Annotated in this window: 26 protein-coding genes and 1 tRNA gene; 16 read left to right on the forward strand and 11 right to left on the reverse strand. The window is 66.7% G+C overall.

Annotation, left to right across the window (positions count from 1 at the left end; translation table 11 throughout):
- The first annotated feature begins 13 nt into the window (after nucleotides 1-13).
- The 7 genes from IPP98_15565 to IPP98_15595 all read left to right on the forward strand — a co-directional run bounded on the left by IPP98_15565 (nucleotide 14) and on the right by IPP98_15595 (nucleotide 6894).
- On the forward strand, nucleotides 14-1258 hold the full coding sequence (locus IPP98_15565; protein MBL0180510.1) for a hypothetical protein: 1245 nt from the start codon (nucleotides 14-16) through the stop codon (nucleotides 1256-1258).
- An 80-nt stretch (nucleotides 1259-1338) separates the two neighbouring features.
- Nucleotides 1339-1827, forward strand: coding sequence for a hypothetical protein (locus tag IPP98_15570; GenBank protein MBL0180511.1), 489 nt, complete (start codon nucleotides 1339-1341; stop codon nucleotides 1825-1827).
- Between the two features lie 193 nt (nucleotides 1828-2020).
- Nucleotides 2021-3016, forward strand: coding sequence for a hypothetical protein (locus tag IPP98_15575; GenBank protein MBL0180512.1), 996 nt, complete (start codon nucleotides 2021-2023; stop codon nucleotides 3014-3016).
- A 227-nt stretch (nucleotides 3017-3243) separates the two neighbouring features.
- Nucleotides 3244-3741: a TonB family protein gene (locus IPP98_15580; protein MBL0180513.1), complete on the forward strand. Its 498-nt coding sequence runs from the start codon at nucleotides 3244-3246 to the stop codon at nucleotides 3739-3741.
- Between the two features lie 350 nt (nucleotides 3742-4091).
- Complete coding sequence (locus IPP98_15585) at nucleotides 4092-4946, forward strand: hypothetical protein (GenBank protein MBL0180514.1); 855 nt, start codon at nucleotides 4092-4094, stop codon at nucleotides 4944-4946.
- A 167-nt stretch (nucleotides 4947-5113) separates the two neighbouring features.
- Nucleotides 5114-5569: a hypothetical protein gene (locus IPP98_15590; protein MBL0180515.1), complete on the forward strand. Its 456-nt coding sequence runs from the start codon at nucleotides 5114-5116 to the stop codon at nucleotides 5567-5569.
- Between the two features lie 101 nt (nucleotides 5570-5670).
- On the forward strand, nucleotides 5671-6894 hold the full coding sequence (locus IPP98_15595; GenBank protein ID MBL0180516.1) for a beta-lactamase family protein: 1224 nt from the start codon (nucleotides 5671-5673) through the stop codon (nucleotides 6892-6894).
- A 10-nt stretch (nucleotides 6895-6904) separates the two neighbouring features.
- On the opposite strand, the gene IPP98_15600 is transcribed toward IPP98_15595, so the two are convergent.
- Nucleotides 6905-7885, reverse strand: a complete 981-nt coding sequence (locus tag IPP98_15600; protein MBL0180517.1) for a phosphotransferase — start codon at nucleotides 7883-7885, stop codon at nucleotides 6905-6907.
- Nucleotides 7886-8067: 182 nt separating this feature from the next.
- On the opposite strand from IPP98_15600, the gene IPP98_15605 reads away from it, so the two are divergent.
- On the forward strand, nucleotides 8068-9771 hold the full coding sequence (locus tag IPP98_15605; protein MBL0180518.1) for a beta-lactamase family protein: 1704 nt from the start codon (nucleotides 8068-8070) through the stop codon (nucleotides 9769-9771).
- 65 nt (nucleotides 9772-9836) lie between these two features.
- Nucleotides 9837-10373 carry a hypothetical protein gene (locus IPP98_15610; protein MBL0180519.1) on the forward strand — a complete coding sequence of 179 codons (537 nt, stop codon included), beginning with the start codon at nucleotides 9837-9839 and terminating at the stop codon, nucleotides 10371-10373.
- Nucleotides 10374-10428: 55 nt separating this feature from the next.
- Here IPP98_15610 and IPP98_15615 read toward each other — a convergent pair whose 3' ends face one another.
- The 3 genes from IPP98_15615 to IPP98_15625 all read right to left on the reverse strand — a co-directional run bounded on the left by IPP98_15615 (nucleotide 10429) and on the right by IPP98_15625 (nucleotide 12938).
- Nucleotides 10429-12225 carry a putative Ig domain-containing protein gene (locus IPP98_15615; protein MBL0180520.1) on the reverse strand — a complete coding sequence of 599 codons (1797 nt, stop codon included), beginning with the start codon at nucleotides 12223-12225 and terminating at the stop codon, nucleotides 10429-10431.
- A gap of 86 nt (nucleotides 12226-12311) precedes the next feature.
- A complete protein-coding gene (locus IPP98_15620) occupies nucleotides 12312-12689 on the reverse strand; it encodes a type II toxin-antitoxin system death-on-curing family toxin (GenBank protein MBL0180521.1) in 378 nt (125 codons plus the stop codon).
- 21 nt (nucleotides 12690-12710) lie between these two features.
- Nucleotides 12711-12938, reverse strand: coding sequence for an AbrB/MazE/SpoVT family DNA-binding domain-containing protein (locus tag IPP98_15625; GenBank protein ID MBL0180522.1), 228 nt, complete (start codon nucleotides 12936-12938; stop codon nucleotides 12711-12713).
- Nucleotides 12939-13113: 175 nt separating this feature from the next.
- Here IPP98_15625 and IPP98_15630 point away from each other — a divergent pair.
- Nucleotides 13114-13187, forward strand: a tRNA-Pro gene (locus IPP98_15630).
- Nucleotides 13188-13256: 69 nt separating this feature from the next.
- Here IPP98_15630 and IPP98_15635 read toward each other — a convergent pair.
- Both IPP98_15635 and IPP98_15640 read right to left on the reverse strand, forming a co-directional pair.
- Nucleotides 13257-14021: a hypothetical protein gene (locus IPP98_15635; GenBank protein ID MBL0180523.1), complete on the reverse strand. Its 765-nt coding sequence runs from the start codon at nucleotides 14019-14021 to the stop codon at nucleotides 13257-13259.
- A 74-nt stretch (nucleotides 14022-14095) separates the two neighbouring features.
- Nucleotides 14096-14842: a hypothetical protein gene (locus tag IPP98_15640; GenBank protein MBL0180524.1), complete on the reverse strand. Its 747-nt coding sequence runs from the start codon at nucleotides 14840-14842 to the stop codon at nucleotides 14096-14098.
- A 163-nt stretch (nucleotides 14843-15005) separates the two neighbouring features.
- Here IPP98_15640 and mscL point away from each other — a divergent pair, with 163 nt between their 5' ends.
- The 5 genes from mscL to IPP98_15665 all read left to right on the forward strand — a co-directional run bounded on the left by mscL (nucleotide 15006) and on the right by IPP98_15665 (nucleotide 21139).
- Entirely contained in the window at nucleotides 15006-15434 is a 429-nt protein-coding gene (gene mscL / locus IPP98_15645) for a large conductance mechanosensitive channel protein MscL (GenBank protein MBL0180525.1), read from the forward strand.
- Between the two features lie 630 nt (nucleotides 15435-16064).
- Nucleotides 16065-16874 carry an ERF family protein gene (locus IPP98_15650; GenBank protein MBL0180526.1) on the forward strand — a complete coding sequence of 270 codons (810 nt, stop codon included), beginning with the start codon at nucleotides 16065-16067 and terminating at the stop codon, nucleotides 16872-16874.
- Nucleotides 16875-18270: 1396 nt separating this feature from the next.
- Nucleotides 18271-19011 carry a hypothetical protein gene (locus tag IPP98_15655; GenBank protein MBL0180527.1) on the forward strand — a complete coding sequence of 247 codons (741 nt, stop codon included), beginning with the start codon at nucleotides 18271-18273 and terminating at the stop codon, nucleotides 19009-19011.
- A gap of 118 nt (nucleotides 19012-19129) precedes the next feature.
- On the forward strand, nucleotides 19130-20221 hold the full coding sequence (locus IPP98_15660) for a DUF4935 domain-containing protein (GenBank protein MBL0180528.1): 1092 nt from the start codon (nucleotides 19130-19132) through the stop codon (nucleotides 20219-20221).
- 258 nt (nucleotides 20222-20479) lie between these two features.
- The gene (locus IPP98_15665) at nucleotides 20480-21139 is read left to right on the forward strand and encodes a hypothetical protein (protein MBL0180529.1); all 660 of its coding nucleotides are present in this window, start codon (nucleotides 20480-20482) and stop codon (nucleotides 21137-21139) included.
- Nucleotides 21140-22241: 1102 nt separating this feature from the next.
- On the opposite strand, the gene IPP98_15670 is transcribed toward IPP98_15665, so the two are convergent.
- The 5 genes from IPP98_15670 to IPP98_15690 form a co-directional block, all read right to left on the reverse strand.
- Nucleotides 22242-22820: a hypothetical protein gene (locus IPP98_15670; GenBank protein ID MBL0180530.1), complete on the reverse strand. Its 579-nt coding sequence runs from the start codon at nucleotides 22818-22820 to the stop codon at nucleotides 22242-22244.
- Between the two features lie 92 nt (nucleotides 22821-22912).
- Nucleotides 22913-23368 carry a hypothetical protein gene (locus tag IPP98_15675; GenBank protein ID MBL0180531.1) on the reverse strand — a complete coding sequence of 152 codons (456 nt, stop codon included), beginning with the start codon at nucleotides 23366-23368 and terminating at the stop codon, nucleotides 22913-22915.
- 193 nt (nucleotides 23369-23561) lie between these two features.
- On the reverse strand, nucleotides 23562-23717 hold the full coding sequence (locus tag IPP98_15680; protein MBL0180532.1) for a hypothetical protein: 156 nt from the start codon (nucleotides 23715-23717) through the stop codon (nucleotides 23562-23564).
- A gap of 70 nt (nucleotides 23718-23787) precedes the next feature.
- A complete protein-coding gene (locus tag IPP98_15685) occupies nucleotides 23788-24255 on the reverse strand; it encodes a hypothetical protein (GenBank protein MBL0180533.1) in 468 nt (155 codons plus the stop codon).
- A gap of 46 nt (nucleotides 24256-24301) precedes the next feature.
- Nucleotides 24302-24550 carry a hypothetical protein gene (locus IPP98_15690; protein ID MBL0180534.1) on the reverse strand — a complete coding sequence of 83 codons (249 nt, stop codon included), beginning with the start codon at nucleotides 24548-24550 and terminating at the stop codon, nucleotides 24302-24304.
- 139 nt (nucleotides 24551-24689) lie between these two features.
- On the opposite strand from IPP98_15690, the gene IPP98_15695 reads away from it, so the two are divergent.
- Nucleotides 24690-25541 (forward strand): hypothetical protein, encoded by an 852-nt coding sequence (locus IPP98_15695; GenBank protein MBL0180535.1) that lies wholly within the window; start codon nucleotides 24690-24692, stop codon nucleotides 25539-25541.
- Nucleotides 25542-25566 lie beyond the last annotated feature (25 nt).

Raw genomic sequence — 25566 nt, forward strand, 5'->3', positions numbered from 1 at the left:
CACCGGAAACCGGATGACGCAGCCAGTGAAGTACCTGCTTCTCACCTTGGGAGCCATCGGCTGTTCGGACGGAGGCGCTCCGGGCCGAGTTGGTGCGGCCTCGCGCGACAGCGGCGACATCCGGATCGTCGAGAACGCCTTCGATGGTGGTGGAGGGCGACTCGCTGTCGACACCACTCCTGCCTTCCGGATTGGCAGTGGGGCGGACGCGGCGACGCCACTCTTCGGACATGTGACGGCGGTGCATGTCCTCGCGAGCGGCACGATCGCCATCCTCGACCTCACCGCGCCCAACCTGCTCTTTGTCGACACCACGGGGACGGTGCTGGGCCGAGCCGGCGGGAAGGGGAGCGGCCCTGGGGAATTCCCCGGAAGCCAGGGCGGAATGGTCCAGACCTTTGCGGGTCGAGGCGATTCGATCTACGCCGTGATCAACCGCTCCGACGTGGCCGTGTTTGTGCCGGGTCGTTTTGTCCGGGCGTTCAAGCTCACCGCGCTCCCGGACGGCGGCTTTCCGATGCCGGTGGCCGTGGTCGGGTCGAGCCTCGTCGCCACCAGGCGGCTGCCGCAATCGCCGCGCGCTCCAGGGGTGTATCGCGACTCGGTCACCCTCCAGCGCTATGCCCTCGACGGAACGCTCGGCGAAGCGCTCGACGGGGTGCCCAACGTGGAGACGCGGCAGCACCCGATGGGGTCGTACCCGGCGCCGTTCGGGAAGCGGCTCCAGGTGGCGAGCAAGCAGGACTGGATGGTGACCGGCTTCCCTGAGCACTTCGAGATCGCCTCGCGGAATCCCAATGGTCGGGTCGCCAGGGTTGTCCGACTGTCGATGCCGGCGGTTCCGATGACCGAGGCGGTGGTGGATGGGCACAAGTCACGGCTGTTCGACAACTTTGGTGGCAGCCCCGAAGAGCGGAGCGCCATGGAGGCTGACCTCTCCCTCGATCAGCTCCCGAAGACCCTGCCAGCGTACTCGGCAGTGAAGTTGGACGGGATGGGGCGGGTGTGGGTGCGCGAGTATATCGAGCTGGACGGGATGGGCCCCATGAACGCCGACATGGGGAAGGGCCCTCGGTGGCACCCGGATCGTCCCGCCCGGTGGTGGGTGTTCAGCAACGACGGCGAGTTCCTGGGGACCGTGCGGTTGCCGCTGGGCTTCGTGGTGCATGACATCGGCAAGGATCACATCGTCGGCGTCGTCCGCGACGCGGACGATGTCGAGTATGTCGTGGGCTATCCCTTTCGGGTAGCACGGTAGGCTGTGGCCGCGCGGGCCTCGGCAGGCACCGCCGCAGAAACGCACGACGCCAGTTGTCCACGATGGAGTGAGGAACCACGATGATCTTCTCTCGTCAATTCCGGGCATTGTTCAAGCTCGCCGCACTCTGGGCCGGTCCGTGGTTCCTGCTCGGGCTGGTCATCGGATGGCGGAGCTGGTCGTCGCCATCGGAGCTGCCCGGATCGCGCGATCCGTTCTCGCTCGGCGGTTGGCTGATGCTCCACGCTCTCGTCTACGCGATGTTCGGGGTGATCTCGGGTACCGTGGCCGGACTCGTCATCGCCCGCTTTGAGCGGGGCCAAGACACAAGCTCGCTCTCTCCGCGTCGAGTCGCTGCCTGGGGTGCCCTCGGCGGACTGGCGCCGCTGGCGCTTCTTGTAGCGCTGGGTCTGGCGTTCGGACTTCCCAACCTCTCGCTCATCCCAGTCTTGGCCATCGGGCTGGCGAACTCGGCACTGACCGCCTTCGCCACTGCCTCCGCGCTCTCGGTGGCCAAGCGCGGCATTGGCAGCGAAGGTGAGGTCGCGCCACAATTGCCAAGTGTCTAGTGCGCCTGGAACCAGCTCAACCATGATTCCCAAGCGGCGGGCGATATTGGCCACGTTCTGCCTGGTCTCGGCATGCAGTGGCCCGAGTCAGGACAACGCCTCCCCCGCGAGCGACCACGGGCCCACGCCGCTCGCATCCATTCCTTATGAGAGTTGCGCGCTCGCCCCGACGGCCGAAGCACGCGCAGTCGCCGTGGCCTCGATCGCTCCGCAGGCGGTGGACTGGGAGGGCGCGCGCTCCGTGGCGTCGTGGGCGCCCACCAGTGTCACTGCCGTTGCGGTAATCGGCGACACGCTTGTCGTCCTGGATGGCCCCCAAGCGCAGGTGACCGCCTTCAACGGAACGCTGAACCCCATCGCCACCTTTGGTGGGCCAGGGGAGGGACCAGGCGAGTTCCGGCGCGCGACCGCCCTGACCATCCTCGGCGGCAACCGAATCGGCATCGTCGACGCCGGCACCAAGCGCCTCACGATGCTCACACCAGAGTTCAAGCTGGGCGAGACTCGATCCATCCCGGTCGGGCAACTCGCTTCGGCCGCTGCGTTCTCCGGGGAGGAGTTCTATCTCTCGCAGGATGTCATGGTGGAAATGGCCATGCGCAATCCGGCGCTGGGGGAGGCGCTCTCCCTGATTCCTGTCGGGGCGGACGGCTCGACGACGGTTCTTCGACTTGTGCCAGGCACCCCAGCCGCCGACTCGCTGCTCCGCCTCCCTGGCCCCAATCCATTCCGCGTGGTCGCATCGGGTCAGTCCCTGCTGTTTCTCGCACCGGCCGCGGGGATCGTGGATCTCTACCGGGACGGCGCACGAACCGTCCGTCTTCGGACCTGCATGCCGCCGATGCTGGACAAGGCGCTCCAACAACAGCGCGCGGCGTATCGTCCAGGTACCGGCTCCGGTGCACAACAGGACATTCCGCTCGTGTCTGACGCCATCGTCGTGGCAGACACGGTCTTTCTGGTCGGCCCGGTGCCGGACGCCGGGGGCCGACTTCACATCGACGCCTTCCTCGTGGGCGGTACGCCTGTCGGGAGCGTGTTGGTGAACACGTCAGGCCTTGGCCTGCCGCGCGAGATGCGCTTCTGGGGCACACCCGATCAGTTGGTAGCGTACGGGGCCGACGGGGTGATTGTGAAGCTCCGGATCGAAGGCAGGACCAGCTTCGCTGGGGTTGCTGGTGACCGATGACCGTTGACCGGTAAACCATTGCACGCCTGTCGCTGACAAGCGCCAACCCTCGCACTTTCGTTCCTGGCCGTAGATTTCAATCCATCGGTCCGCCTCGCGAACGGATCCTCCGCCACGCCATGTCCCTCATTCGCCCAGCGAGCACCCTTCGTCGTCGTCCTCCCTCTCTCCCCGAGGAGTTGCGCATGTCTCGTCAGGCAATCGTATCGGCCCTGGGGTTGAGTGTCGTGCTGCTGACGCCCAACGCGGCGCCCGCTCAGGACGCCCTTGGGGGAGACTGGGCGACGATCATCCGCAGCAGGCGGTGCCCGGTCGCAAAGGACTGCCCACCGCGGCAGGGGCTCGTGTGGGACACGACCAACGCGCTGCCGATTTATCCCCCCGCCATGAGGGCTGCTGGCATCGGCGGCGAGGCCGTGGTGTCCTTCCAGGTCGGTGCCGACGGGACCGTCGACTCGAGCTCGGTCACGGTGGTGCGCGCCACGAACACCGCCTTCAAGGCACCCGCGATCAGCACGGTCCGCAGGTGGCGCTTCGGGTTCGAGGCGGAGGGCCGCCCGTCACCGTCGATCACGGCACAAGTTCATCTCTTGTTCGCCCAAGAGATCGGCTGCAAGGAAGGTCCCAGCCGTCAATGGACGGGCTGGGCCGGTCCGAATCAGCTCGTCATGGCCATGTGCACGCCGGTGATCGCCCGAAGCCAGCTGCGGCGGCCGCCGAAGTAGTCCGGTGCTTCCACTCCCAGCGGTAACCAAGGAGATGACGGTGACGGTCCCGCGGCATCCGAATACCAGGCCTGCACGGCGAAAGGGAACTCTCATTCTCGCTGCGTGCCTCGTCATGCGCTCGCTCCCCGCCACCCTCCCGGCGCAATCGGGCGTGCCCACCCTCGCCCTCGGCCCACAGCGGTTCACGACCGGTGACCTCGAGCTCGATCAGGTGCGTGGGGCCGGCGTGCTGCCCGATGGGCGTATCGCGATCGCCAATGCCGGCACGTCGAACGTGCTGATCGTCAACCGGCGCGGGACCGTCGACAAGCGCTTCGGCCGCCAGGGGGAAGGTCCCGGGGATTTCGGTGGCCTCAACCGGATCGCCACCTTCGGCGACACCAGTCGTCACCTACGATGGCCTCCTGAATCGTGTGACGCTCTGGCGACCCGACGGTACCGTCATCCGCTCCTTCATCGCGCAAGCCGCGCCCGGCCAGGAAGGGCTGGTGTCGCTCGAGGCGATCGCCTCCCCATCGAGTTACCTCGCGACCGTCAGGGTGTACGGCGAGCAGCCGCGAAACGGCCTCTACCTCAACCGCTTCGCCCTCTTCGGCGTGCGCGGCGCGGAGCGGACCGCTCTGGGGACGCATCCCTGGTCCCACAGCTACTTCTACGCGGAGACAGACAAGGAGGGCGGGCGGGGCACCGCGTCCTACGGGACACCCTTCCTGGGAGCGACCCTCGTCGCCTCCGCCGCATCGAAAACGCTCCTCCTCGTGGTCGGCGAGTCACGCGTCACCATTCGCCGCGCCGATGGAACCCAGGGCGGCGTCGCGCTACCGATTGTGCCAGTCTCCGGACGCGAGCGCGCCAAGGCGTACGCCGATGCGATGATCGCCTCGGTCAAGGACCCCGATCCCGACTGGGTGCGGAAGTTCCGGCTCATGTTCGGGGCGAACTTCCCTGCGGTCTCGCGTCAGGCCGTTGCCCAATATGCCGTGACCGTGGGAGGCACCGTCTGGTTTCAGGAGTTCCGGAAACCCAAGGACGCAGTGGCGACCTGGTGGATCGTCGACGCGCGGCGCGAGGCGCTCGTGGGGCGCCTCACCCTGGCGGCCACCTCGACCATCCTCGGCGGCAACGACCAGTTGCTCCTGGTGCTGCAAACCGATCCGGACGGCGTGCAAAGTGTCGTTGGCTTCGACATGCCGAAGTATTGATGCGCTCCCTACCGGAGAGCGGTACCAACGAAGTCGAAGGCTGGCACCTAATATTTCGGAATCTGCGCCTGTTCGAAGTTGCGATCGAATCGCGATCGACCGTGGCCGCTTGGCTCAAGCGGTTACCATTCCAACTCCTCCATGGGCACCCTCTCCCGCGAGGCCAAATGCCAAATGCACCCTTCGCCGCCCTTGCGCCGTGCACCGCTGCCCTCCTCGCTGGGCTCGTTGCTGGCTGCCAGACTGCGCCGGCCGGCTCCCAGGAAGTGCTCGTCGGGGGCACCGACTACGCGTTCGACGCCCCGAAGGCACCCGCCGCGGGCGTCACCGACGTCCGCTTCGTCAATCGGGGACGCGTCCCCCACGAGATGGCCCTCGGCCAACTCCACGCAGGGGTGACCGCCGACTCGGTCATGGCCTATGCCGCGGCGGGCCACGACCCAGGAGACTTGGCAGACGTGGTGGGGATCCTCATCGCCAATCCCGGGGACACCGCCGTTGGCGCCCTGCGAGCCAACCTGCTCCCGGGACGCACCTACATGATGATCTGCAGCTTCCGCGACGCGGACTCGCTTCCGCCACATCTCGCCATGGGGATGCAGGCGAGCTTCGTCGTGAAGTAGTCGGGCTGCAATGGACCGGGACTATCGCCGCAGGGCGTGACGCCTCGGCCCACCGCATACTCGCGCGTCTCTCTTCATTACCGCGTTACGAGGCACCACCAATGTGGCAACGCATCCATAGCGGATTGCTCCTGGCGGTGACGTGCGCGTCGCCCGCGTTCGGCCAGGGCACGCGCGCGCCCGCCGCGGCGCGGTGCTTCGCACTCGACTTTCAGGCGGAGGTGCGCAGTGCGATCGCCGGCTACGCCAAGGTCGCCGGGATCCCCGGCGTCAGCTTCGGCGTGGTGGTGCGGGACGCACTCGTCTTTGCCGACGGCGTGGGGTACGCCAACGTCCGCCGGCGCATTCCAGCGACGGCCGACACCCCCTACAACGTGGCGTCGGTGACCAAGCTCTTCACCGCAACGCTCGCGCTGCAATTGGCCGCCGAGGGGCGACTCGACCTCGACGCTCCGGTGGCGCGGTATCTCCCCGACTCGGTGCGCCTCCCGACCGACGCATCGGGGACGGCGATCACCGTGCGGCATCTGCTGACGCATACCGCCGGTCTCCCGAAGCAGCCACCGAATCGCCGCAATCAACCCGTCGCCGGCCCGATCGACCCCGGCGTCTGGGATGCCTACGAGGTGGCCGACCTGTACCAAGCGCTGCCGATCACCAAGCTTCGCGCGCGGCCGGGCACCGCCATGGAGTACTCCAACTACGGCTATGCGCTGCTCGGCCACGTCGTCGAACGCGTCGCTGGCGTACCGTACGAGCAGCAGCTGCGGGTCCGGCTGCTCACACCCCTCGGCATGACGTCCTCCGGGATCACCCTCACGGCCGCGCAGGCAGAGCAGCTCGCCGCGTTCTACTGGGATCTGGACGATGCGCGGGCTGAGCAGTCGGTCCACGCGCGCTACGGCAGCGTGGCCGGCTTCATCGGCCTGACGTCCACGGTCCGGGACTTGTCGCGATTCCTGATGGCGCATCTGGGCACGACCGCGGCGGGGCGCGCAGTGATCGCCCCGGACGTCGCGCGCCGCATGGCCGAGCCGCAGGTCCAGCTGGACAGCGCCAACGCGACCCATCGTGTCGACATGGCGCTCGGCTGGTTTCAGGAAGCCCCACTGGCGTCGAGCCAGGCGACGCCGCTGCTGTGGCATTTCGGCAACGTGGATGGCCACGCCTCCGCCGTCTTCCTCCAGCCGAAGGCGGGCCTCGGCGTGATCGTGCTGCAGAATCTCGGGGGAGAGATGGCCGGCGTCGCGACCGAACAGATCGGCCGATGGCTGATGCAGCGCACCGCCGCCGAAGTGGCACGGTGCCGGCCCGCGCCCCGCTGAGGCGACCCGCCTACCGCGGCAGCCCCGCCGCCTCCTTCACCAGCGCCAGCCCGAACGTCCACTGACCCGCCACGCTCTGGATGTCGATCGTCCCGGCGCGCAACTGCTGATAGACCTCGCCGAGCGATGGCGTCGCCTCGGCCGCGATCTCGCCACCTGCATGGCCACGCGACCGCGCCGCGCCGAGCGCGGCCACGCCCGAGAGCGCGGCCGCACATCGGCGGTATGTGCGGAACGCCTCGGGCAACTCCCCAATTGGCGCATCGTCGTGCGCGGCGACCAGCTGCTGACACGACTCGTGGTCCATCCGGAAGAACATCGCGACGGTCGCGAGGTCGTACAGCGGGTCGTTCGGTGCCGCCGTGTCCCAGTCGAGCAACATCACGCGCGTGCCGTCGAAGACCAGGTTCGACGGATTCACGTCGTTGTGGCTCATCACCAGCGACTCGCATGCTGTCACCGGCGGCTCGGCGAGCAAGGCCGTGACCGTCTCACGCACGAAGAGGGGAAGCGTGGCCTCAGCGCTCAGCGCGCTCCACATCGCCTGGAGCACTGGCCGCACGTCCGCTCTCCCCATGCCGGGTGGAGTCGGGAGGTGGGCCCGGTGCGCGAGCATCCGGCCGAGCGCGTGGATGGCCGCGCCGCGCGTGGCGGGATTCCCGAACTGCGCCGGCCAGGAACGGTCGACCACCAGCGCGCTCAGCACCGCGCGCCGGGCCTCGTCGACGTGGACCAGCTCGGGCGCCAGCCCCGCCGTCGCCGCCGCACGCTGTACCGCGAGCCGAGCCTGCCACGGGCCGAGCGGCTCGTCTGGCGAGGTGAGCTTCAGGACGTACGCGTGGTCGCCTGCGTCCACCCGAAAGACCGCCGCCCCCGACATTCCCATGCCGATCCGCGTCAGTGTCGTGGCTGGGCCGCGCATGGCGCTCGGCAGTGCGAGCTGCCAGTCGGCGGGGGAGTCGGGGGGCGTCAATTCGGGGGGCAGAGCCACGGGGTGTTCCCTGGGCAGAGGGGCAGGCGTCCGGCGAGCGCGGAAAGATGCCACGGCACGCGTTGGGCTGGAATGCTGGGGCAATGCTGCCACCTGGAGAGCGGCACGACGCTGGCGCACCCGGGACCCGCGGCGGTAAGCTTGGGAGGTCCGGCCCCCGCCCCCACTCCCAGAGCCTCCTCATGCACCTGCGTCCCAGCCTGCGCGCGCTCGCCCTCCTGTTCGGCCTCGCCGCGCTCCCGGCCGCCGTGCACGCCCAGCACATCATCGGCGAGCGCGACGCACGCGCCCTTCGTGCCGACAGCGTCTTCCGCCGCTTCGACCGCTCCGACGCTCCCGGCTGCGCGCTCGGCGTCTACCAGGACGGCGGGCTTATCTACGCGCGCGGCTACGGCATGGCGAGCCTCGAGCACGGGATCGCGCTCTCACCCCGCTCGGTGCTCGACGTGGGGTCGATCTCCAAGCAGTTCACGGCGATGTCGATCCTCCTGCTGCAGCGGGACGGCAAGCTCTCGCTCGACGATCCCATCCGGAAGCTCTTTCCCGAGATGCCGGCCTACGCCGACGGTATCACCTGGCGCCGCGCGCTGAGCCAGACGAGCGGCCTGCGCGATCTCTGGACGCTCTGGGGCCAGACCGGCCGAACCTTCCGCGGCGACACGATCGACGCGTTGCAGGTGATCACCCGCTCGGCGGGGACCAACTACGCACCGGGGGATCGCTACCTCTACACCAACTCGGGATGGATCCTCGCCGCGCAGGCGGTCTACCGCCTCACCGGCAAGTCGCTCGCGCAGTTCGCCGAGTCGCGGATCTTCGCGCCGCTCGGCATGCGGGACACGCGCTACTTCGGCGACAATGCGATGGTGATCCCCGGCCTCGCGACCGCGTACTCGCCACAGACCAGCGGCGGCTTCCGCGTGGCCCGCACCACCTACGATGGTGCCATCGTCGGCGCTGGCGGGGTCCACACGACCATCGAGGACTTCGGGCGCTGGCTCGACAACTACGACCGCCTCCTCGTCGGCGATGCGGCAATCGTGCGCACCATGACGACGCCGACCGCGCTCAGCAACGGCTCGCCCGCGCGCGTGAGCTTCACGCAGGCGTACGCGGTCGGCCTCAACGCCGGCACGTTCCGCGGGCTCCCCGTGGTCTCGCACGGCGGGAGTTGGGCCGGCTATCGTGGGCACTTCCTGCGCTTCCCCGACCAGCGGTTCGCGGTGGCGACCTTCTGCAATGTCGCCAACGCCGGCGCCGACACGCTCGCGCGGCAGGTGGCGGGTGTCTACCTCGGCGACCGGATGGCGCCGGACACCGTGGGTGCCTGGGTGGCGGCGCTCGACGCGGCGCCGGCGGTGACTGTTCCGGCATCGGACCGGCAGGCGATAGCGGGCATCTGGCGCAACGTCGCGCGCGGGGTGGTGCAGCGCATCCGCCTGGCGGGGGACACGATCATCGCGGTGGGCAGTGAGCGGACACGCGTGATCCCGCTCGGCGGCGGGCGCTTCCGGGTGGGGCGCGGGACCGAACTGCGGCTCGCACAGGGCGACGCTGGGAGACTCCTCTCCCGGTCGGCCTCCGACACGACGACGTATGAGCGCGTCGACTCAGTGGCGCTCACGGCGGCCCAGCTCGCCGAGTATGCCGGCGAGTACCGCAACGAGGAGATCGAGACGACGCACAGTTGGCGCGTGGAGAAGGGCGCGCTCGTGGTGTACGCCGCGGGGCGGCGGCTCGGGACGGTCGACCCCACCTACCGCGACGGCTTCGTGCGCAGCGGGGCGGTGATCGACGTGACGCGTGATGCGCGCGGACGCATCACGGGGTTCGTGCTTCAGTCGGGGCGTGTGCGCGACCTGCGCTTCACGCGGGTGCCAAAGTAGTCGGCGGCGTCGTCGGGAGCGCGCGGGCCTCGGGAGGCCCCGCCGCAAGACAGAGGGGGAGGCAAGTGTCCAATCGCGCGTGGTGTCGGCCGATCAAGGTGTTCTACGCTGGCTTGTGGGTGGCGGTGGCGACCGCGGCTCAGCCCCTGCAGGCGCAGTCGCGCGATCCGGTCGAAGGGGAGTATCTCCTCACCGTGGTTCGCGGGAATGTGCCCGGGCGCGCCCTCCGCAACGATAGCCTGCTGCTGGTACTGACCGGCGCGCCCATCCCGTCCTCCCTTGCGCGTCGGATGCGTGGAGTTGAGCTGGAGCGGGGACCGCGCGCCGCGACGCATGGTGCCTGCTGGCGTTCTGTATCGGCCGATCCGTCCATCCGTGCACAATCCGCTCCCACACACAGCCAGTGGAAGGCCACCGCGGATACCTTTGCCGTCCTGCTGTGGGCGGGAATGGACGCCGGCGAGCGTCTCCAGTTCACGATCGGTCAGGCTGGCGCGCGCGGATTCCTCGAGTGGTGGGGACACATCCTGGGCTCCGGTGGCCGTGACAGCCTGATCGTGGAACGGCGCGGGCCGGCGGATCCGGCGAAATGTCTGCCGTAGCTGCCGGCCCACGCGGTCCAGTCGCCTTCCAATAGTCCCACGCTCCGCGCAATGCCTAGCGCGCCACACGCACCGGCGTCAACCTCGGTGAGACCGTCGTTCCGTCGCCGAGCTGACCATTGGTGTTCCAGCCCCAGCAGTAGATGGCGCCCTGCGCAGTGAGGCCGCAGCTGTGGTCTTGCCCTGCGGAGATCGCCGTGAAGGTGACGCCGACCGGCATCGAGACGGCGGTCGGCACGTTGCGATCGGTCAGAGTGCCGTCACCGAGCTGGCCGACGGTGTTCGCGCCCCAGCAGTAGGCGGCGCCGGTCGTGCTGAGGGCGCAGCTGTGAATCACCGACGTCGCGAGGCGCGAGAACGTCACGCCGCCGGGCGCTGTCACTGGCACCGGGGTGGCACGCGTCGCGTTGGCTCCGTCGCCGATCTGGCCGTTCGCACCACTCCCCCAGCAGTACACCACCCCTCCGAAAGCCAACCCACAGCTCACCGAGCCGCCCGCCTGTGCCGCCGCGAAGGTCACGCCGCCCGGCGCCGCCACGAGCGTCGGTGACAGTCGGTCGACCGCCGCACCGTCCCCGATTTGCGAGCTCGTGCCGGCGCCCCAGCAATAGGCGGCACCAGCCTGCGTCGTTCCACAGGTGGTCCCACTGCCGGCGCCGATCGTGGCGAAGAGGCCTCCGCCGGGAGCCGGGACCTGCGTCGGGAGTGGCCGATTCAAGCCGGTGCCGTCGCCGAGCGCACCGCGGACCCCGATCCCCCAACAGTACCCCGCGCCGCCCGCCGTTGTGCCGCAGCTGTGGACCCCGCCGGCCGTGATCGAATTGAAGGCGACGCCGCCCGGCGCCGCGACGAGGGTCGCGGTGAGGCGATCGAGCAGGGCCCCGTCTCCGATGTTCCCGGCGGAACCGGACCCCCAGCAGTAGGCGGCGCCGGTAGTCGTGCGACCGCAGTTCGCGACTCCAGCGGAGGCGTCGCGCCCATTCTGCGCGACGGCCAAGAACTGCACCCCGCCGGGAGCCACGACACGCGTCGGGAGTGAGCGGTTGACGATGGTGCCGTCGCCGAGCTGGCCGAGGTCGTTCCGGCCCCAGCAATAGGCGGCTCCGGAGACGGAAACACCGCAGGTCGTGAAGCTGCCCACCCCGACGCTGATGAAGTTGATGAGGACATTGAACGGCGTCGACGTCGTGCCGGTCAGCCCGTTGGCCGCGGCCGTCAGCGTGTAGGCGGTCCCCGCCTGGTTGATGCTCAGCCCCGGGAAGGTTGCCACACCAGCGACGGCCGCGGCGGTCTGCGTCCCACCCAGGGTGCCGTTCCCTGCGTTGTTGCCGATCGCCAGGGTGACGGTGTTCGTCGCGCTGGTCACCAGCGCACCGTCGGCATCGCGAATCTCGACCCGGACCGACGCTGGCAGCGCGACGCCTTCACTGGTGGTGGCTGGCTGGGTGGTGATCGCAAGCTGGGTGGCAGTGGCGGCCGTCTGCGTGACGGTGATACTCAGGCCGACGGAGGCACTGCCGCCGGCATTGGTGGCGGTCACCGTGTAGTTGGTGGCGGGCGCGGCAGTTCCCGGCGTCCCGGTGATGACACCGGTCGTCGTGTTCAGCGTGAGGCCAGCCGGGAGCGCGGGGTTCACCGCATAGGAGCTCACGGCGCCACCGCCGCTGCTCGGCGTATTGGGCGCTATCGCGACGCCCTTGGGATAGCTGGCCGGATTCAGGCTGTAGTTCAGTCCGGTCGGCGCCTGGACTTGAGGCGTCGTCGGGGAACTGGAGCCACACCCCGCGAGCAGGATGGCAACGCTGCCCAGCAGGGCCCGCCCGGTCACGCGCATCTGGACGCCTCGGCGCATCGTCGCTTCTCCTGGATTGTTGGGTCTGGACCTAGTGTCGGACGTCGGTGCGCGAAAGTCGTGCACTGGGGTCGGGCAACGGCGCGTTACAGGCTCAGGCGCACGATGTGGCCGCGCACCCACGCCACCAGCTGCGGTTCCTTGAGCGATCCGGCCGCCAAGGCGGTCATGACCTGGACCAGCTCAGGCTCCGTGACGTCGAGCTCCTTGCCGTTCAGGCCCAGGAAGACGGCCATGGTCAGGAAGGCGATGCGCTTGTTGCCGTCGTTGAAGGGGTGGGCCGTTGCCAGCCCGAAAGCATAGGCGGCCGCTAGACCGGCGAGGTCAACACCCTTGTCGTAGTGCCATTTTTGTCGGGGTCGGGCCAGGACGGCCTCCAGCGCATCGTCGTCGCGCAGCCCCGGCAGCCCGCCATGCTCGCGCAACTGGTCGAGATGGACGGCCTCGACCACGAGGCGGGGCACCCAACGGGGCTCACGCACGAGCTACTTCGCCAGCTCGCGCAAGGCGTTCCGGAACTTCTTGGCCGCGTGCGCGGCCAGCGCCAGTCCCGCCTCGACGTCCGGGTCGTATGGGCTCAACAAGATGCCGCGCTCCGTCTCGACTGCCAGGACGCGGTCGCCGACCGCGAGGTGGAGCCGGTCGGCCATGTCCTTCGGGAGGGTTGCACCGATCGAGCCCCCGACTTGGCGCAACGTGATTTCGCGAACCATGACGCACTCCAGTAGCACGGGTATGCTCTCACAGTAGCACGCCGGTACTACAACCGTCAAGCAGCGAGCCCCGCCGTCTCCTTCACCAACGCCGACCGGACCACCACGGGCGCCAGCCCTGCGGCGGGTGCCGATTCGTGGCCGAACGCTGTAGTTTCCTGCGCCGTACGTACCACGGGGCGTAGCGCAGTCCGGTAGCGCGTCCGCTTTGGGAGCGGAAGGTCCCGGGTTCGAATCCCGGCGCCCCGATTTGCTGAACAGCCCCGTCACGAGATCCTCGTGGCGGGGCTGTTTGTCGGACGGGCCCGCCTCGGGGCGCTAGCGAACCCGCGTCGGCGTCCCGAAGACGTCGGCCAACGGCCCCACCCAGGCCGGGAGCTTGTATGGCCCGGGGAGGAAGATTGCCGGGTCGATCTTCGCGTTGTTCTTGATCTCGTAACGCTCCTCGACCTGCGACGGACGCCCGCCCAGCGTGATCAGCACGAAGCCCTCCATCCACCCGCCACCGAGCTTGGTGTACTTGGTGAACTGCGCCTCCATCGGCCGCGTGGGATCGGCGCCGTTCGGCTCGATGAGCCGCATCACGATCATCCGCTCCTTCTCCAGCCAGAACTGCTTCGAGCGGAGGTCGCCCTGCTTGGCGCCGACCACGATGTAGCGCACGCCCTTGACCGATTCCTCGTGCGTGATGTCGAGGTTGAAGCCGAACGCGCGCAGCCGCTTGATCGTCTCGGCCGGCGGCGCCACATGCAGGTCGCCGGTGAGCACCAGGAAGGAGTTGGGCCACCAGCTCCGGGTCTTCATCTGCTTCGCGCCGTAGCTGTAGAGCGAGTCGTTGCGGTAGATGATGGCGCGGCCGGTGATGTCCGGCGCGACGTCGATGCGCACCAGGCCCGGGAGCTTCACGGCGTGGTACCAGGTCTCGTTCCGGCCGTCGGGGAGAACCGTCTTCTGGACGTAGGTGAACGACGTGGGCCACTTGCCGGCGTACTTGGCGTACGCCGCCTTGACCACTGCTTCGCCAGGGGACACCCCGGGGCCACCCAGAGCAAGGGCCAGCAACAGGATGGGGGATGCGAACATCGACACTCCTCACGGACTCGGACCGACAGCGCCCCGGCACGGAAGTGACCGGAGCGCGAAATATAGACCGACCGTCAGATACCCGGAGCGGGCGGGACCGGCCAGCGTTCCTGACCCGCGCCAACCCACGTCGGCGTGGTGGTGCGCGCGGGGTCGAAGAGCCCCGGCTCGTGCTGCACGCCGGTCTTCACGTCGGTGTATTCCTCGAGCTGGGTGAGCTTCCCCTTCTGCCAGATTTCGATCCTCCCTTCGACCCAGGCCGAGCCGTGCTTGTTGTAGCCGCTGAAGCGGGCGTCCATGCTGGGGTCGATCAACCGGACCAGCAGCAGGCGCTCCTTCTCGAGCCAGAACTGCGACGACGTCGTATCGCCCGCCAGCGCGCCCACCACGATCACCGCCTTCCCGTCCCACGTCGTCTCGTGCGTCTTCGCGAGGTCGAAGCCGAGGCTGCGCAGCTTGGCGACGGTAGAGTCGAGCGGTACCGCGTGCACGTCGTGCAGGAGGATGAGCATCGGGTGCTTCATCGCCCGCGCCCCCGACTGCTTTCCCGCCGCGAAACGATAGAGCGTGTCGTTGCGGAAGAGCATCCCCTGGCCAGCGGAAGCCGGCGCCATGTCGATGCGCAGCTTGCCGGGCACCTCCATCGCCTCGTACCAGGTCTGCACCTTGCCGGTGCCGAAGGTGGTCTTCTGCACGAAGGTCATCGAGGTGAACCACTTGCCGGCGTAGCGCGCGTGCACGGCGCGGAGCACGTCGACGCCGTCGGCTGGTGGCGCGGTGAGCAGGGTCAGGGCGGCGAGGGCAGCAGCGGGAGTGAGCATGGCCAACCTGGGTCAGGGTGAGCGGGGTGATTCGGCCCGCAATCTACGATGGCGTCGGCGTCCGGGTTTCCTCGGGGCGAATTCTGGGCTATGATCAACCGGATCCTCCTGGCCACCCGTATTACACTCCTCACCCCTCACCCCATCCCACCAAAGGACCTTTATGTCCATGTCCTCCGAATTCAAGGAATTTGCCCTCAAGGGGAACGTGATGGATCTCGCCGTTGGCGTGATCATCGGCGGCGCATTCGGCAAGATCGTCGACTCCGCCGTGAACGACCTGATCATGCCACTGGTCGGGAAGGCCGTGGGCGGGCTGGACTTCAGCAACTTTTATGTTGCGCTCAGCGACGTGCCGGCCGGGACGGCCAACACCCTGGCCGCGGTGAAGGAAGCCGGCGTCCCCGTCTTCGCCTACGGCAACTTCCTCACGATCTTCCTGAACTTCCTGATTCTGGCGTTCGTGATCTTCCAGATGATCAAGGTGATGAACCGGATGAAGCGGGAACAGCCGGCCCCGGCACCCGCGCCGGCGGTGACGCCCGAGGACATCGTCCTCCTCCGCGAAATCCGCGACGCCGTTCGCAAGTAGTGGTCGGGGCCGGGGAGGGGGCTACATTTCGGCTCCCTCCCGGCGCCCGTAGCTCAGCTGGATAGAGCAGCAGCCTTCTAAGCCGTCGTGCGTAGGCGCCAGCCACGCTAAATGTGTTGTCCCACAACGACTTAGCGCGAGACCTTGACGCCGAGAGCCTTCTGACAGGGCCGCTTAATGCGGCTTGTATCGTGAAATCGTGCGACCAGTTCATGCGACCAGCCCATCTGGTGGCTTGGCGGCATCCCCGGCCAATGCCATCTGGGAGTATCGGGCTGAGCTCGCCCCGACTCCCACTGATGGCGCACCATGCCCGCCGGCCGACCGCAACGCCCTTGTACCGCGACCGACACGAAATCACTCATCCGCATGAAGGGCAAAGGCCATGCGTATGCGGAAATCGGGAGTACCCTCGATCGCACCGTTGCCCCGCGGGCTCGACATCCCGGGGCCGGGGACGGCACCGCTTGCCGACGCCTCGCGACCAACCGTGTGCGCGCTGCCCTTGGCGCGAGCCCAGACAAACTCCCGTCCGACGGTATGCTGTGGCATCCCACTGAACCGGAGACTCGACATGACCAACCCTTTCAAGCGCGCCACCTGGACCGACCGGATGCCTGGAGGTGGGTCATGAGGCACAGCGAGACGCTCGATAAGCTGGCGTTGGCTCTGGTGCAGGCGCGCGGGAAAATGCGGCCCATTCACAAGGACGCCTCGAATCCCCACTTCCGGAACAGCTACGCGTCGCTCGCCGCCATCAGCGAGGCGGCAACGCCTGCGCTGCTCGAGCAAGGTGTGATGGTGATCCAGTCTGGCGGCGCTGCGGACGAGGCGGGAACCGAGGTGATCACTCGGCTGCAGCACGTCAGCGGCGAATGGATTGAGACCAGCGTGCGGATGCCGATGGACAAGGCCACGGCACAAGGGGCCGGCTCCGCGCTCACCTACGGCCGGCGATATGGCCTGTCAGCGGCACTCGGCATCGTGGCGGACGACGACGACGACGGCAACGCAGCCAGCGCGCGTGGCGCCTGGCGCGAGCAGTCAAGTGCCCCGCGCTCAGCCATTCCGGCGCCTCGCTCCGAGTCGGGTCCTGTGATCCCGTTCGGCAAGACGAAGGGGACGTCCCTCTCCGCGATGTCGGACGACGACCTCCAGAGCGCTTTGTCCTGGGCCCAGGCGAAGGGGTCGTTCACCGAGTTCCAGGCCCAAGCGGAGGCGGAGCTCACGCGTCGCCGCGGCGGGACTGGTGGCGTCGCGAGCGCCACTACGGCCGCGATCGATGAGGCGCTTGCTGCCTTGCCCGAGGCGAAGCAGACGCCCGCGCGCCGCCGGTGGATCCAGCGCCGAGACAAGGGGGTCTCAGACGCCGAGGCGCAGGGCATTCTGGCCTCGATCCAGAGCATGGCAACGGGCACTCCAACCCGGATGGCAGGGTAGGGGAGCCCACAGTTATTCAGCCCGTCTCGCCGGATGAGGGGTCGAGGCGGGCGGTGCATTTCGGCCCTCGGGTGCACTGAAGCCGCATCACCGAATGACGTGAATCGTCATGCCAGGAGGGTGGCGGTTCGGGCTGAGATTTTGGGTTGATATGCGCCCGATGTCGTCGCTGATATGTGGTCGCGTGGCAGGGTAACAAGCGTAATTCCCTGAGGGTTCTATCCCCGTCTTGGAGGCTAATTCCGAATGCTCACTCGTCGCCATTTTCCGGCCAATCGTTGACGTGCCTTGGTGACAGTTGCGCGGGGTTTGGCGCGGAATCGGCACTCAGAAACGGCGGCATTCAGGTTGATTTGGTCCCTAGGGGGCATTCGTACCCTATTTCCGACCCGCGCGGGCGCGGCGTCGGCGCCCAAGCCTTGATCCATCACATTCGTCGCTATTCGAACCTCCGCCGCAAAACCCCAACAGACTACCCTCACTTCTCGGAGATAGGCCTTCGGCGCAGTCTCGGCAAACCGACCAGAGCCATGAACGCGAAGATGCCCTGACTGGGCAAATGCCGACAAAGGTCGACTGGGAGATCCGGCCGTGTGACGCTGGCACTGAGCCCCAGGGCGAGCCATTCCGTTTGACCCTGCAGGTGCCAGCTTTCCTGATTGCGGTCTCCATTGGCCATCGTCCGCCGGCCAACCCGCCACCCCTTCGACCGGCCCCGGGTACTCGTAGATTGGGAGCGCCCCGGCCTGTTCGCACACCACCAGCGCCTCCTAGCAACCCTAATCGAAGAGCCCGATGCCCCCTCGCCGCCATCCGTCCGTTCCCCTCAAGCTGCCGTTTCGGGTGGGGGAGGCAGGGCTTCAATCCTTGGACGGGAGACCCCTCCTTGGGCTCCGGATCGGCGCCGTTGGCGAGCTGCTAATCTCCTCGGCGGATGTGGTGGACGATGAGCTGGTTTGTCGGCTCGGGGCCCCATGCGGTCGCCATCGTTGACTGCGAAGGCTACTTGATGCCTCGTGGTACGTGCGAAACGACGCACCTCGATGCTTAGTCGCCGCTCACCATTCAGCCAGAGGGCATGATGGCCTATCTACTTGAACGGAAGTTGGTCGTCGGTGTTGCATCTAGCGCACTCTTCGATCTTACCGAATCCCACAATGAATCGCCCCATGTCTTCCGGAGACTCGGTTAGTTGAGCACCAGCGCCGGGCGGTCGGGCCTGGCTCGGCCGCGCTCTCGGGTGTCGGTCGAGGGCAAGGTCCAGAACGGAAGGGGGTGATGGGGTGGCGCGGAACAGTGGCGGGGCGTCGCGTCGGCCCTCAGATTCCCGGTAAGCGTTCAACTGCCGGTGTCGACTGTGGAATAGTTGTGCGATCCAACGAGGAGGCCGTGGAAGATGGACGCGTCGCCAGTGGTGACTTGGAAAATTCCGATCGAAGGCGACCCCTCAGATCTCGAAAATCTAGCGGTCGCGCTGGAGTCCCGTGAGGTGGGTGTGACGCGCTTTGAAGGGGGCTTTGCCCTTTCGCTATCCACTTCGATTGCCGGCCTCGACTACGCGCCGGTTCGGAGCCTTGCTGAAGAGCACCTCGCGGCGGTCAACGGCGTCGGCAAAATTCTCGACCCGGCCTTCCGCGCACTACGACTGACCGGACGGCTCCTCGGGGTCGACGCGGCCGGGCGGACCGTTCACACTGTGATGGCTTTGCAGGGAATCGAGATACGTGTCAGATTGGGAACGGCCATCATGTCCATCAACGGCATCCCGCAGGCGGACCCGAGGACAGTCACCGCGTCGGCGGTCCTCGACGGCGCCCTGACCTCGTCGCTCGCGTGGGACGCGCTCGCGGTGATCGGCCGCGACGAACCGACATGGTCTGAGCTCTACTTTGCATACGAACTCGTCGAGTCCGGTACGAACGGGCGGGTCGCGGAAGTTTGCGGAGCTACCAAGGCGGAGCTCGAACTCTTCTGTCACACTGCCAACTCCTATCGAGCCATCGGACGCGAGAGCCGGCATGGAACCACAGACAGAAAGCCGCCTGCAACTCCAATGAGCCATCGAGTTGCCACTCGGCTTGTCCGGCGAGTGGTGGAGGCGTGGCTCAGGCATCTCGGCCGCAAGCCAGCTTGCTAACACGCGTGCGTTGGGGACTCAGCAAGCTGTGTCGCCCGACCCGTTTGCGACATTCGGAGGTACACCCAGGGTTCAGGGCAGGCGCGTGTGGAGCCTCGCTGTCAAAATAGGGGAATCAATGACCTTAGCAGTCATCATCGACACCAATATCTGGGTGGCCAATCCGCTACTGAATAGTCCGCTCGGATCGGCGTTTCTTTTTGAGGTGGAGCGCCTCGGCGGTCGCGTGGTGCTGCCCGAAGTTGTCGAGCGCGAGGTTCACAAGCACACATTACGTCTGGTTGCTGAGGCGAGGGAGTCGATCGCCCGAGCTTACGGAATCGTGAGTGTGATTATGGGCGGGCGTGACGACTACCAAGTACCTACGGACGAGGAAGTCCAAGCGCGCGTCAGGACACGACTTGGCGAGCTCAACCATCTGATCGAGCGGGTCCCGCTGACGCTGGACCACAGCAGCCGCGCGTTGACTCGCGTTCTGGAGGACCGGCTTCCCAATTCTCCGAAGAATCAACAGTTCAAGGACTCCCTCCTTTGGGAATGTGCGATCGACCAAGGGGTCACGACCGACTTGCACCTCGTGTCCTCCGACACCGCCTTTTTCGAGAATCGGAAGTATGACCAGGGAATGGCGAGCGAGTTGCGCGCGGAGTGCGCGGCAGCCGGCGCCACGATCCATCTGCATCAAAGCGTGGACGCCATGCTGCAAATGACGCGAGATGGTCAACCGCCCTTCGATGCCACGGCGGTGGTCGAGGCTATTCAGAGTGTGGTGCTCGAGGAGGCCAACAGCATCGCCGCGCGGAAGGGCGTCCGCCTGTCGCATGTGGTAGGCCGCGACGTTGAAGCATATGTCACACAGCAGTACGGGCAACTGGCCGTCAAGTACCACTTCGTCTGCACGGCGAACCTCAATTCCCCTGAAGGCCCGACGGGCGTGTCAAGTGACTTGGTGAACCTGTCCGGCTCAGCGACCTTCAAGGTCGCGGATCAATCCGCAACGGATGTGATGCTCAACGACTTCGAATTCCTCCGCAATGGGGTGGAACCTGCCCCAGATCGCTCAGAGCGGCGGGTCTTCGCCTCAGCGAGCATATTTCTCGGCCGAGGAACAGTTCCCCACCAGTATCGGGCCCCCGTTCCGGTCCAACTCCCCGTGACTGGACGGCCAGCAGCAGCTGGTGAACAACCAGATGATCCGGTCGGGGCCTGACGCCATCGCCCATCCCCCCTAGCCCGACGCTTGACGCGTTCGCCATGGCAGGGCCAGCGACGCACGTACTGAGCAACTATTTGCATTCAAGGGGTTTTCTTGATGGATGATGGGTCAGATCCGACTGCAGGCCTTCGAGAGGCGATTCGGGCCCTTGCGGTTGGGATCCGCCCGGTCACAATCGTGGAGCAGGGTAGCGGAAAGATCTCACCGTCAGGTACCACCTTCATTTTGGCAGCCGGTCCACGGCGAATCCTGGTGACCGCAGAGCATGTCGTCGTCGGGCCAGAGACGAAGTTGTTCGGTGTCTCCCCGCATGGCAGCACTGCCTGGCCGAATCGTCATTGGAGGCTGGTGGCCTCAGGTGATGGTGTGCCGCTTGCCGACATAGCCTGGGCTGCGGCAACGATCGGCGAGGACGCGGATGAGCCGACGGCAGCAGCCATTCCGCTCGAAGCGGTGCTGCCATTTTTCCGATTTGAGGAAGGTGCGTCCGTCGTCGCCGTGGGGTACCCCGCGTCGCGGGCGAAACTTCGTGATGCTCAGCAGACCCTGTCGTCCCAACTGATGTCGGTGGTATGCAGTTGTTCTCCCAGCTCCGTGTACAGGGCCCTGCGGCTCGATCCTCAAGTGCATTTCGCCATGTCTTACGACCAGGCTTCCTGTGTGGGGTTGGACGGCGCGGGAGTTGTCGGGGCGAAACCGAAGGGGATGAGCGGCGGCCCAGCATTCCTCGCTACTTATGAGCCTGTGGGCGACGGTGCATACACCGCTGTGCCGCGCTTAGTTGGGATTATGACCGAGTACCATGGACCGCCGGACAACGTCATAGTGGGCGTGAGGATTGAGCACTTTCTCGACGGGGTGGAATTCTGGGCCGACCGTGAGGGCGCTCTCTACTGCGCTGAGGCGGTCTGATCGGCGCGCCGCGGTGCGCGGGTCCTCCACATCCGGGGCGCCTGCCGTCAGCGGCGATCCTCCGCGTTAGGTGGAAGCCGCATATCAGGCTCAAACTGCGGCACCACCGTGGGATCGGTGCCGAGTCGCTCGCACCGCCAACGCCATTCCCGTGCGAAAAAGTCCGACCCTGGGGCATCTGCCCGTGGAAACGCCCCGCATCCAAAGGTCGGGCACCACCAATACGACACGCCGTCGTAGCCTCGGAGTCGCTGGATCCCCCAGATGTTGTCGGTGCGCCCGCAGGCCGGGCAGGTTGGGCGGGCTGTCGGGTCAGACATGATGCCTCCGTTGGGGTGGTCGTCTGTCCCACCATACCGCCACCGCTACACTCCTCAATCACTCATCGATCCGGGGCTGGCTTCAGGCGAGGTGCCCAGGGCCACGCCCACCCGACTGGCGGGAAATACGGTGTCCCCCATTCGTCGCACCGACCGAGCCAGATGTCGAAAAGCTGCTGGCAGTGGTGCGGTTCAGGCGCGGGGTGCGCATCGACCTGTCGGAGCCTCGCGACAAATCGCGTGTGTACCGCCCACGCGCTCCCGTCCGCATTCTCGTGACATTGCCCTTGCCATACAGCCGCGATAAACGCGTTGTGTACGCGCCTAGTGCGGTACCTGGACGCAGGCGTATCGAAGCCGTGCCGCACCACCTCGTGGGCCATCGCACGGAAAGCGGGCGACCAGTGCGCGGTCAGATCGAGGACGACCTCGCGCACCGTGCGGATGTCCCACGTCGGCTCAAGCCTCGAACCACGCCAGGGCGAGACAGGAAGTGCGGGGCGAGGAGGCTGCTCTCTAATGATCGTCACCTTGTCGTAAAAGTCAGACCAATCCTCGTCCTTGTTCGGCGGCGTCCACTTTTCGTCAATCCAGCGCGTCATGGCCAGAACCGCCGTGCGCGTGCCCGGCGCGCGCACTCCGGACAACGCCAGAGACGCATAGGGCGGCGCGACCACGCCGCCACGGCAAGAGCGAGTAACCCCACTGCTGGCGCGAGCGGCAGGAGCGCGGCGCTGCCAATGGCGGCTATCAGTCCAAAAGCGAGTGATCTTCCCATGCGGTCAGGATACCGCGCGACGCTTCGGTCGCCGGGCCCTACCATTGTGATCAGCGACCCAACCTTCACGGCGCTCCCAAGCGTCCAACTCTGCCTCCTCCTCCAGCTCAGCGCGCCTGAATTCCACGGCCTCCGCTCTGTCTGCCCGCCACTGGTCAAACGCCTGCGACATGTATTCGCAGTATTCTGGCACGTCCAGCCAGGGGTCGTTGTTACTGGCAACGATCGCGTGCAGCTCCTCGACCGCCTGTGACATCAGCGTCGAGTCCAACTTCGCGCGGAACGTGACCGTCATTGCCGGCCAGGCCTCCCTCGAAACGTCACGTCGTCGATATTCCGCCTCGAACCAGGCGAGGACGGCCTCGGCCTCAGCTCGTCGACGACGCGCGATCACGAAGATGAAGCCCGGCTGACCATATCGTCCCTCGGCATCCACGCCCCACACGGTGGCGAAATGCAGCTGTTTGGGGAGCGGCTTCGGCCTCTCGCCCGCCCGATGGCCCACGATGAATTCTGCTCGCTGCTGGAACAGGCTTCGTGGGCGGCGGCGGGAACGGTTCGGGGGAGTGGGCGGGGTGGTCATCGAATCTCCGAGTGGGTGCGGACTTCGGCATCAGCCGAACTCCGCACCATACAGCATCTCGGGGGGCCCGCAGCAAGCGCTGCTGTGGGCGCTTAGCGTTCATCCTCCGGGTCGGTTGGGTCGACCAGGACCTCTCCGTCGTCGCTCAGGCGAAGTCGTGGCCAAAGATCGGCGGTCTCGCGGAGGATCAGCTCGAGTGTCGATACCGTCTCGCGGGCCTCGGTGCGACCAAGGTCGTCCTCGGCGAGCTTGTCGAGCACGCCCTGAGCGTACCACCGTATCGTGGCCTGCAGCAGTGCTTCGCTTGCGACGAGGGGGAGAGGACCACGCACAACGCGGGCGGTGGCAAGTTGTACCGCGAGCGTAGCAGGTCCAGGCCACTCCACCGGGTTGCGCCCAAAGGCGGTCAGGGCCGCGCGAGCGTCGGCTTTCAAGGCCCATTCCAGCAGGCTCCGATCGCCAGGGCCCCGCGGCGCGGTGGGCAAGCGCACCTTCGCGATCGCCGCACGCTGTGCCGGCGTCAGATCAACATATTCGTCGCTAATCACGGTACCCCCGATTTCGTCCGTGGTCGTCCCGCGCTACCAAGTTCAGCCTCAGGCGGCCTCACCTGGTGGATCTGTCACAGCCCATGGCGTTCATGAGTTGGTTCCTCTCGGTCCGTGCACCCCCCGATGAGGAGCACGCGTGCGGTGCGCCCGACGGCGTGAAGCCGGGCCACGATCATCGCCGCGAGTGCCATCAGGTAATCACCGCCAGCAACGCCGGCAGCACAAAGCGCCTCGATAGCGTTCGATCCGCGATGCCTTCCTCACACAATGACGGCAGCCCCGCCTGGTCGTCCTCGGGGCTACCGTCCAGATCGTCGGGCTCAGGGTGCTTCGGGCGTCGAGTCATGCGGCCACTATACCGCAGGCCGACGCCTGGGGTGCCCTCCCGCCACCACGGGAGCGCACGCCGCAAGCCGTTACCGTCGGCGGTGTGGGATCGTCACCTCCAGGGCGTCGTTGGTCATGGTGAGCCCGATGTTGGGGTCGCCAGAAAGCGTGTGGACGGCACAGAGTGTGATCAACAGATCGAGTCGCTCTACGATCGCGTAGATGGACTCCGGGGTGATGGTGCCGACGCGACGCCACTCTGCGATCGCAACCAGGTATGTGTACACGACCGCTACCGAGAGCTCGGCGACTGGGACGTCCACGTCGGCTGTGAGTGACAAGGTCGTTCCGATCATCTCCTGCAGTTCGGTGGGGCATTCGGAAACGAGCTCGTGTGTCGCGCCTTTGACTGCGCGGCCGAGGTGTCCGCATGCTCGCACGTCACGAATGATCTGCCGGATGCCGACGGGACTGAAGCAGGGATCGTCAGGCAACGGAAAGTGTTCGCGGAAGAGTTCGTGCAGTGCGGTGATGGTACGGAGCGGGGGAAGTGCCATGGGGAACGGCATGGTCGGCTCGGCTGATTGGGGGGATTAGAAGGGGTTAGGCGATGTCCTGGAGGTCAAGCATCAATTGCTCATGCCACGCGTCGAGGTGTTCGGCGTAGTCCTGATCCATCTGCCGGTCCAACTCGTCGCAGGCATCGATGCCGTCCAAAATGGCCATGATCTCCTCGCGCTCGGCTTGCTCTTCGGCCAGGTAGCGAAGGTCCTCTTCGGTGAGGTCAGCAAACGGGAGGGAGGGCTGGACATAGGACGGTGCTGTGGGGACTGGCTGTGTCGAGGCATGCATGGCAGGCTCCTGAGATGCGGTGGACGACTATGGTCACCATGACACAGGAGAGGGGGGTGGAGCCAAGGGGTAGGCGGAAGGGGGGCCTGGACGTGCGGTATGGTGAGCTGCACCACTCACCCCGACGCAGGAGTGTCTCATGTTTGTTCGCTGTGCCGTCCTTGGTCTATTGCTCTTGTCCCTCGCCGCACCTCATGCAGTCGAAGCGCAATCGGATACGGCGCAGACCAACCGCGCCAAGCGTGAGTTGAAGCGCGCTGAGGTGCCGGATACGGTCGTAGTTGAGGTGTTGCCCGCCACGGAGAGGCTGGTTGTTGCCGTGGCCGCGTTCGATTTCACAGCCCTCTTCAATTCCAAGCGATACCAGGAGCGATCGGACCTCGGACGATTCGCTGCGGCAATTCAACAGGGCGGCGCAACCAACCAGTCGCTCGACGCGGCGGAGCGTGAAGGGGCGACGCTGGGCAAGCAGATCGGCGAGCGCTTCCAAAACCTCCTCAGTGCCACGCAGTCATTCCGCTTCCGGAATACGGACCCGAAGTTCCTCGAGACCCAGGCACGGCTGGGGCTCTCCACCGACCAAGGACCGTCGGTCGAGTTCATCATCACGGGCTCCCTGATGGAGCTCTCGAACGAAGACAAGGACATCGCCGCGGGATTCGGGAGCGTCGGCGGCGGACTGCTCGGCGCGTTCTCCAAGAACAAGTCCTACGCTGAGGTGGGCTGCACCGTGACCCACGTCTCGGGCGAGACCGTATTGCGCACAACGGGCCGCGGGCTGAGCAAGAAGGGCGGGGGTGGCGGGGTAGGGGGCTTTGCGAAAGGCTTCCTGGGAGTCGCCGGGACCAAGACCAACAACGAGCAGGAAGCGGCGTACACGGAAGCCGTCGAGCGCGCGGTCCAAAATTGTGTCGCGGATATCACGAAGGAGCGGGCGGTGCTGACGCGGTTCTTGAGTGAGAATGGATTCCGGGGCAGCAGCCCTCAGTAGCCCGGTGTCTCATCACGGGAGGTCC

The organism is Gemmatimonadota bacterium (assembly GCA_016720805.1).
GTDB lineage: Bacteria > Gemmatimonadota > Gemmatimonadetes > Gemmatimonadales > GWC2-71-9 > Palsa-1233.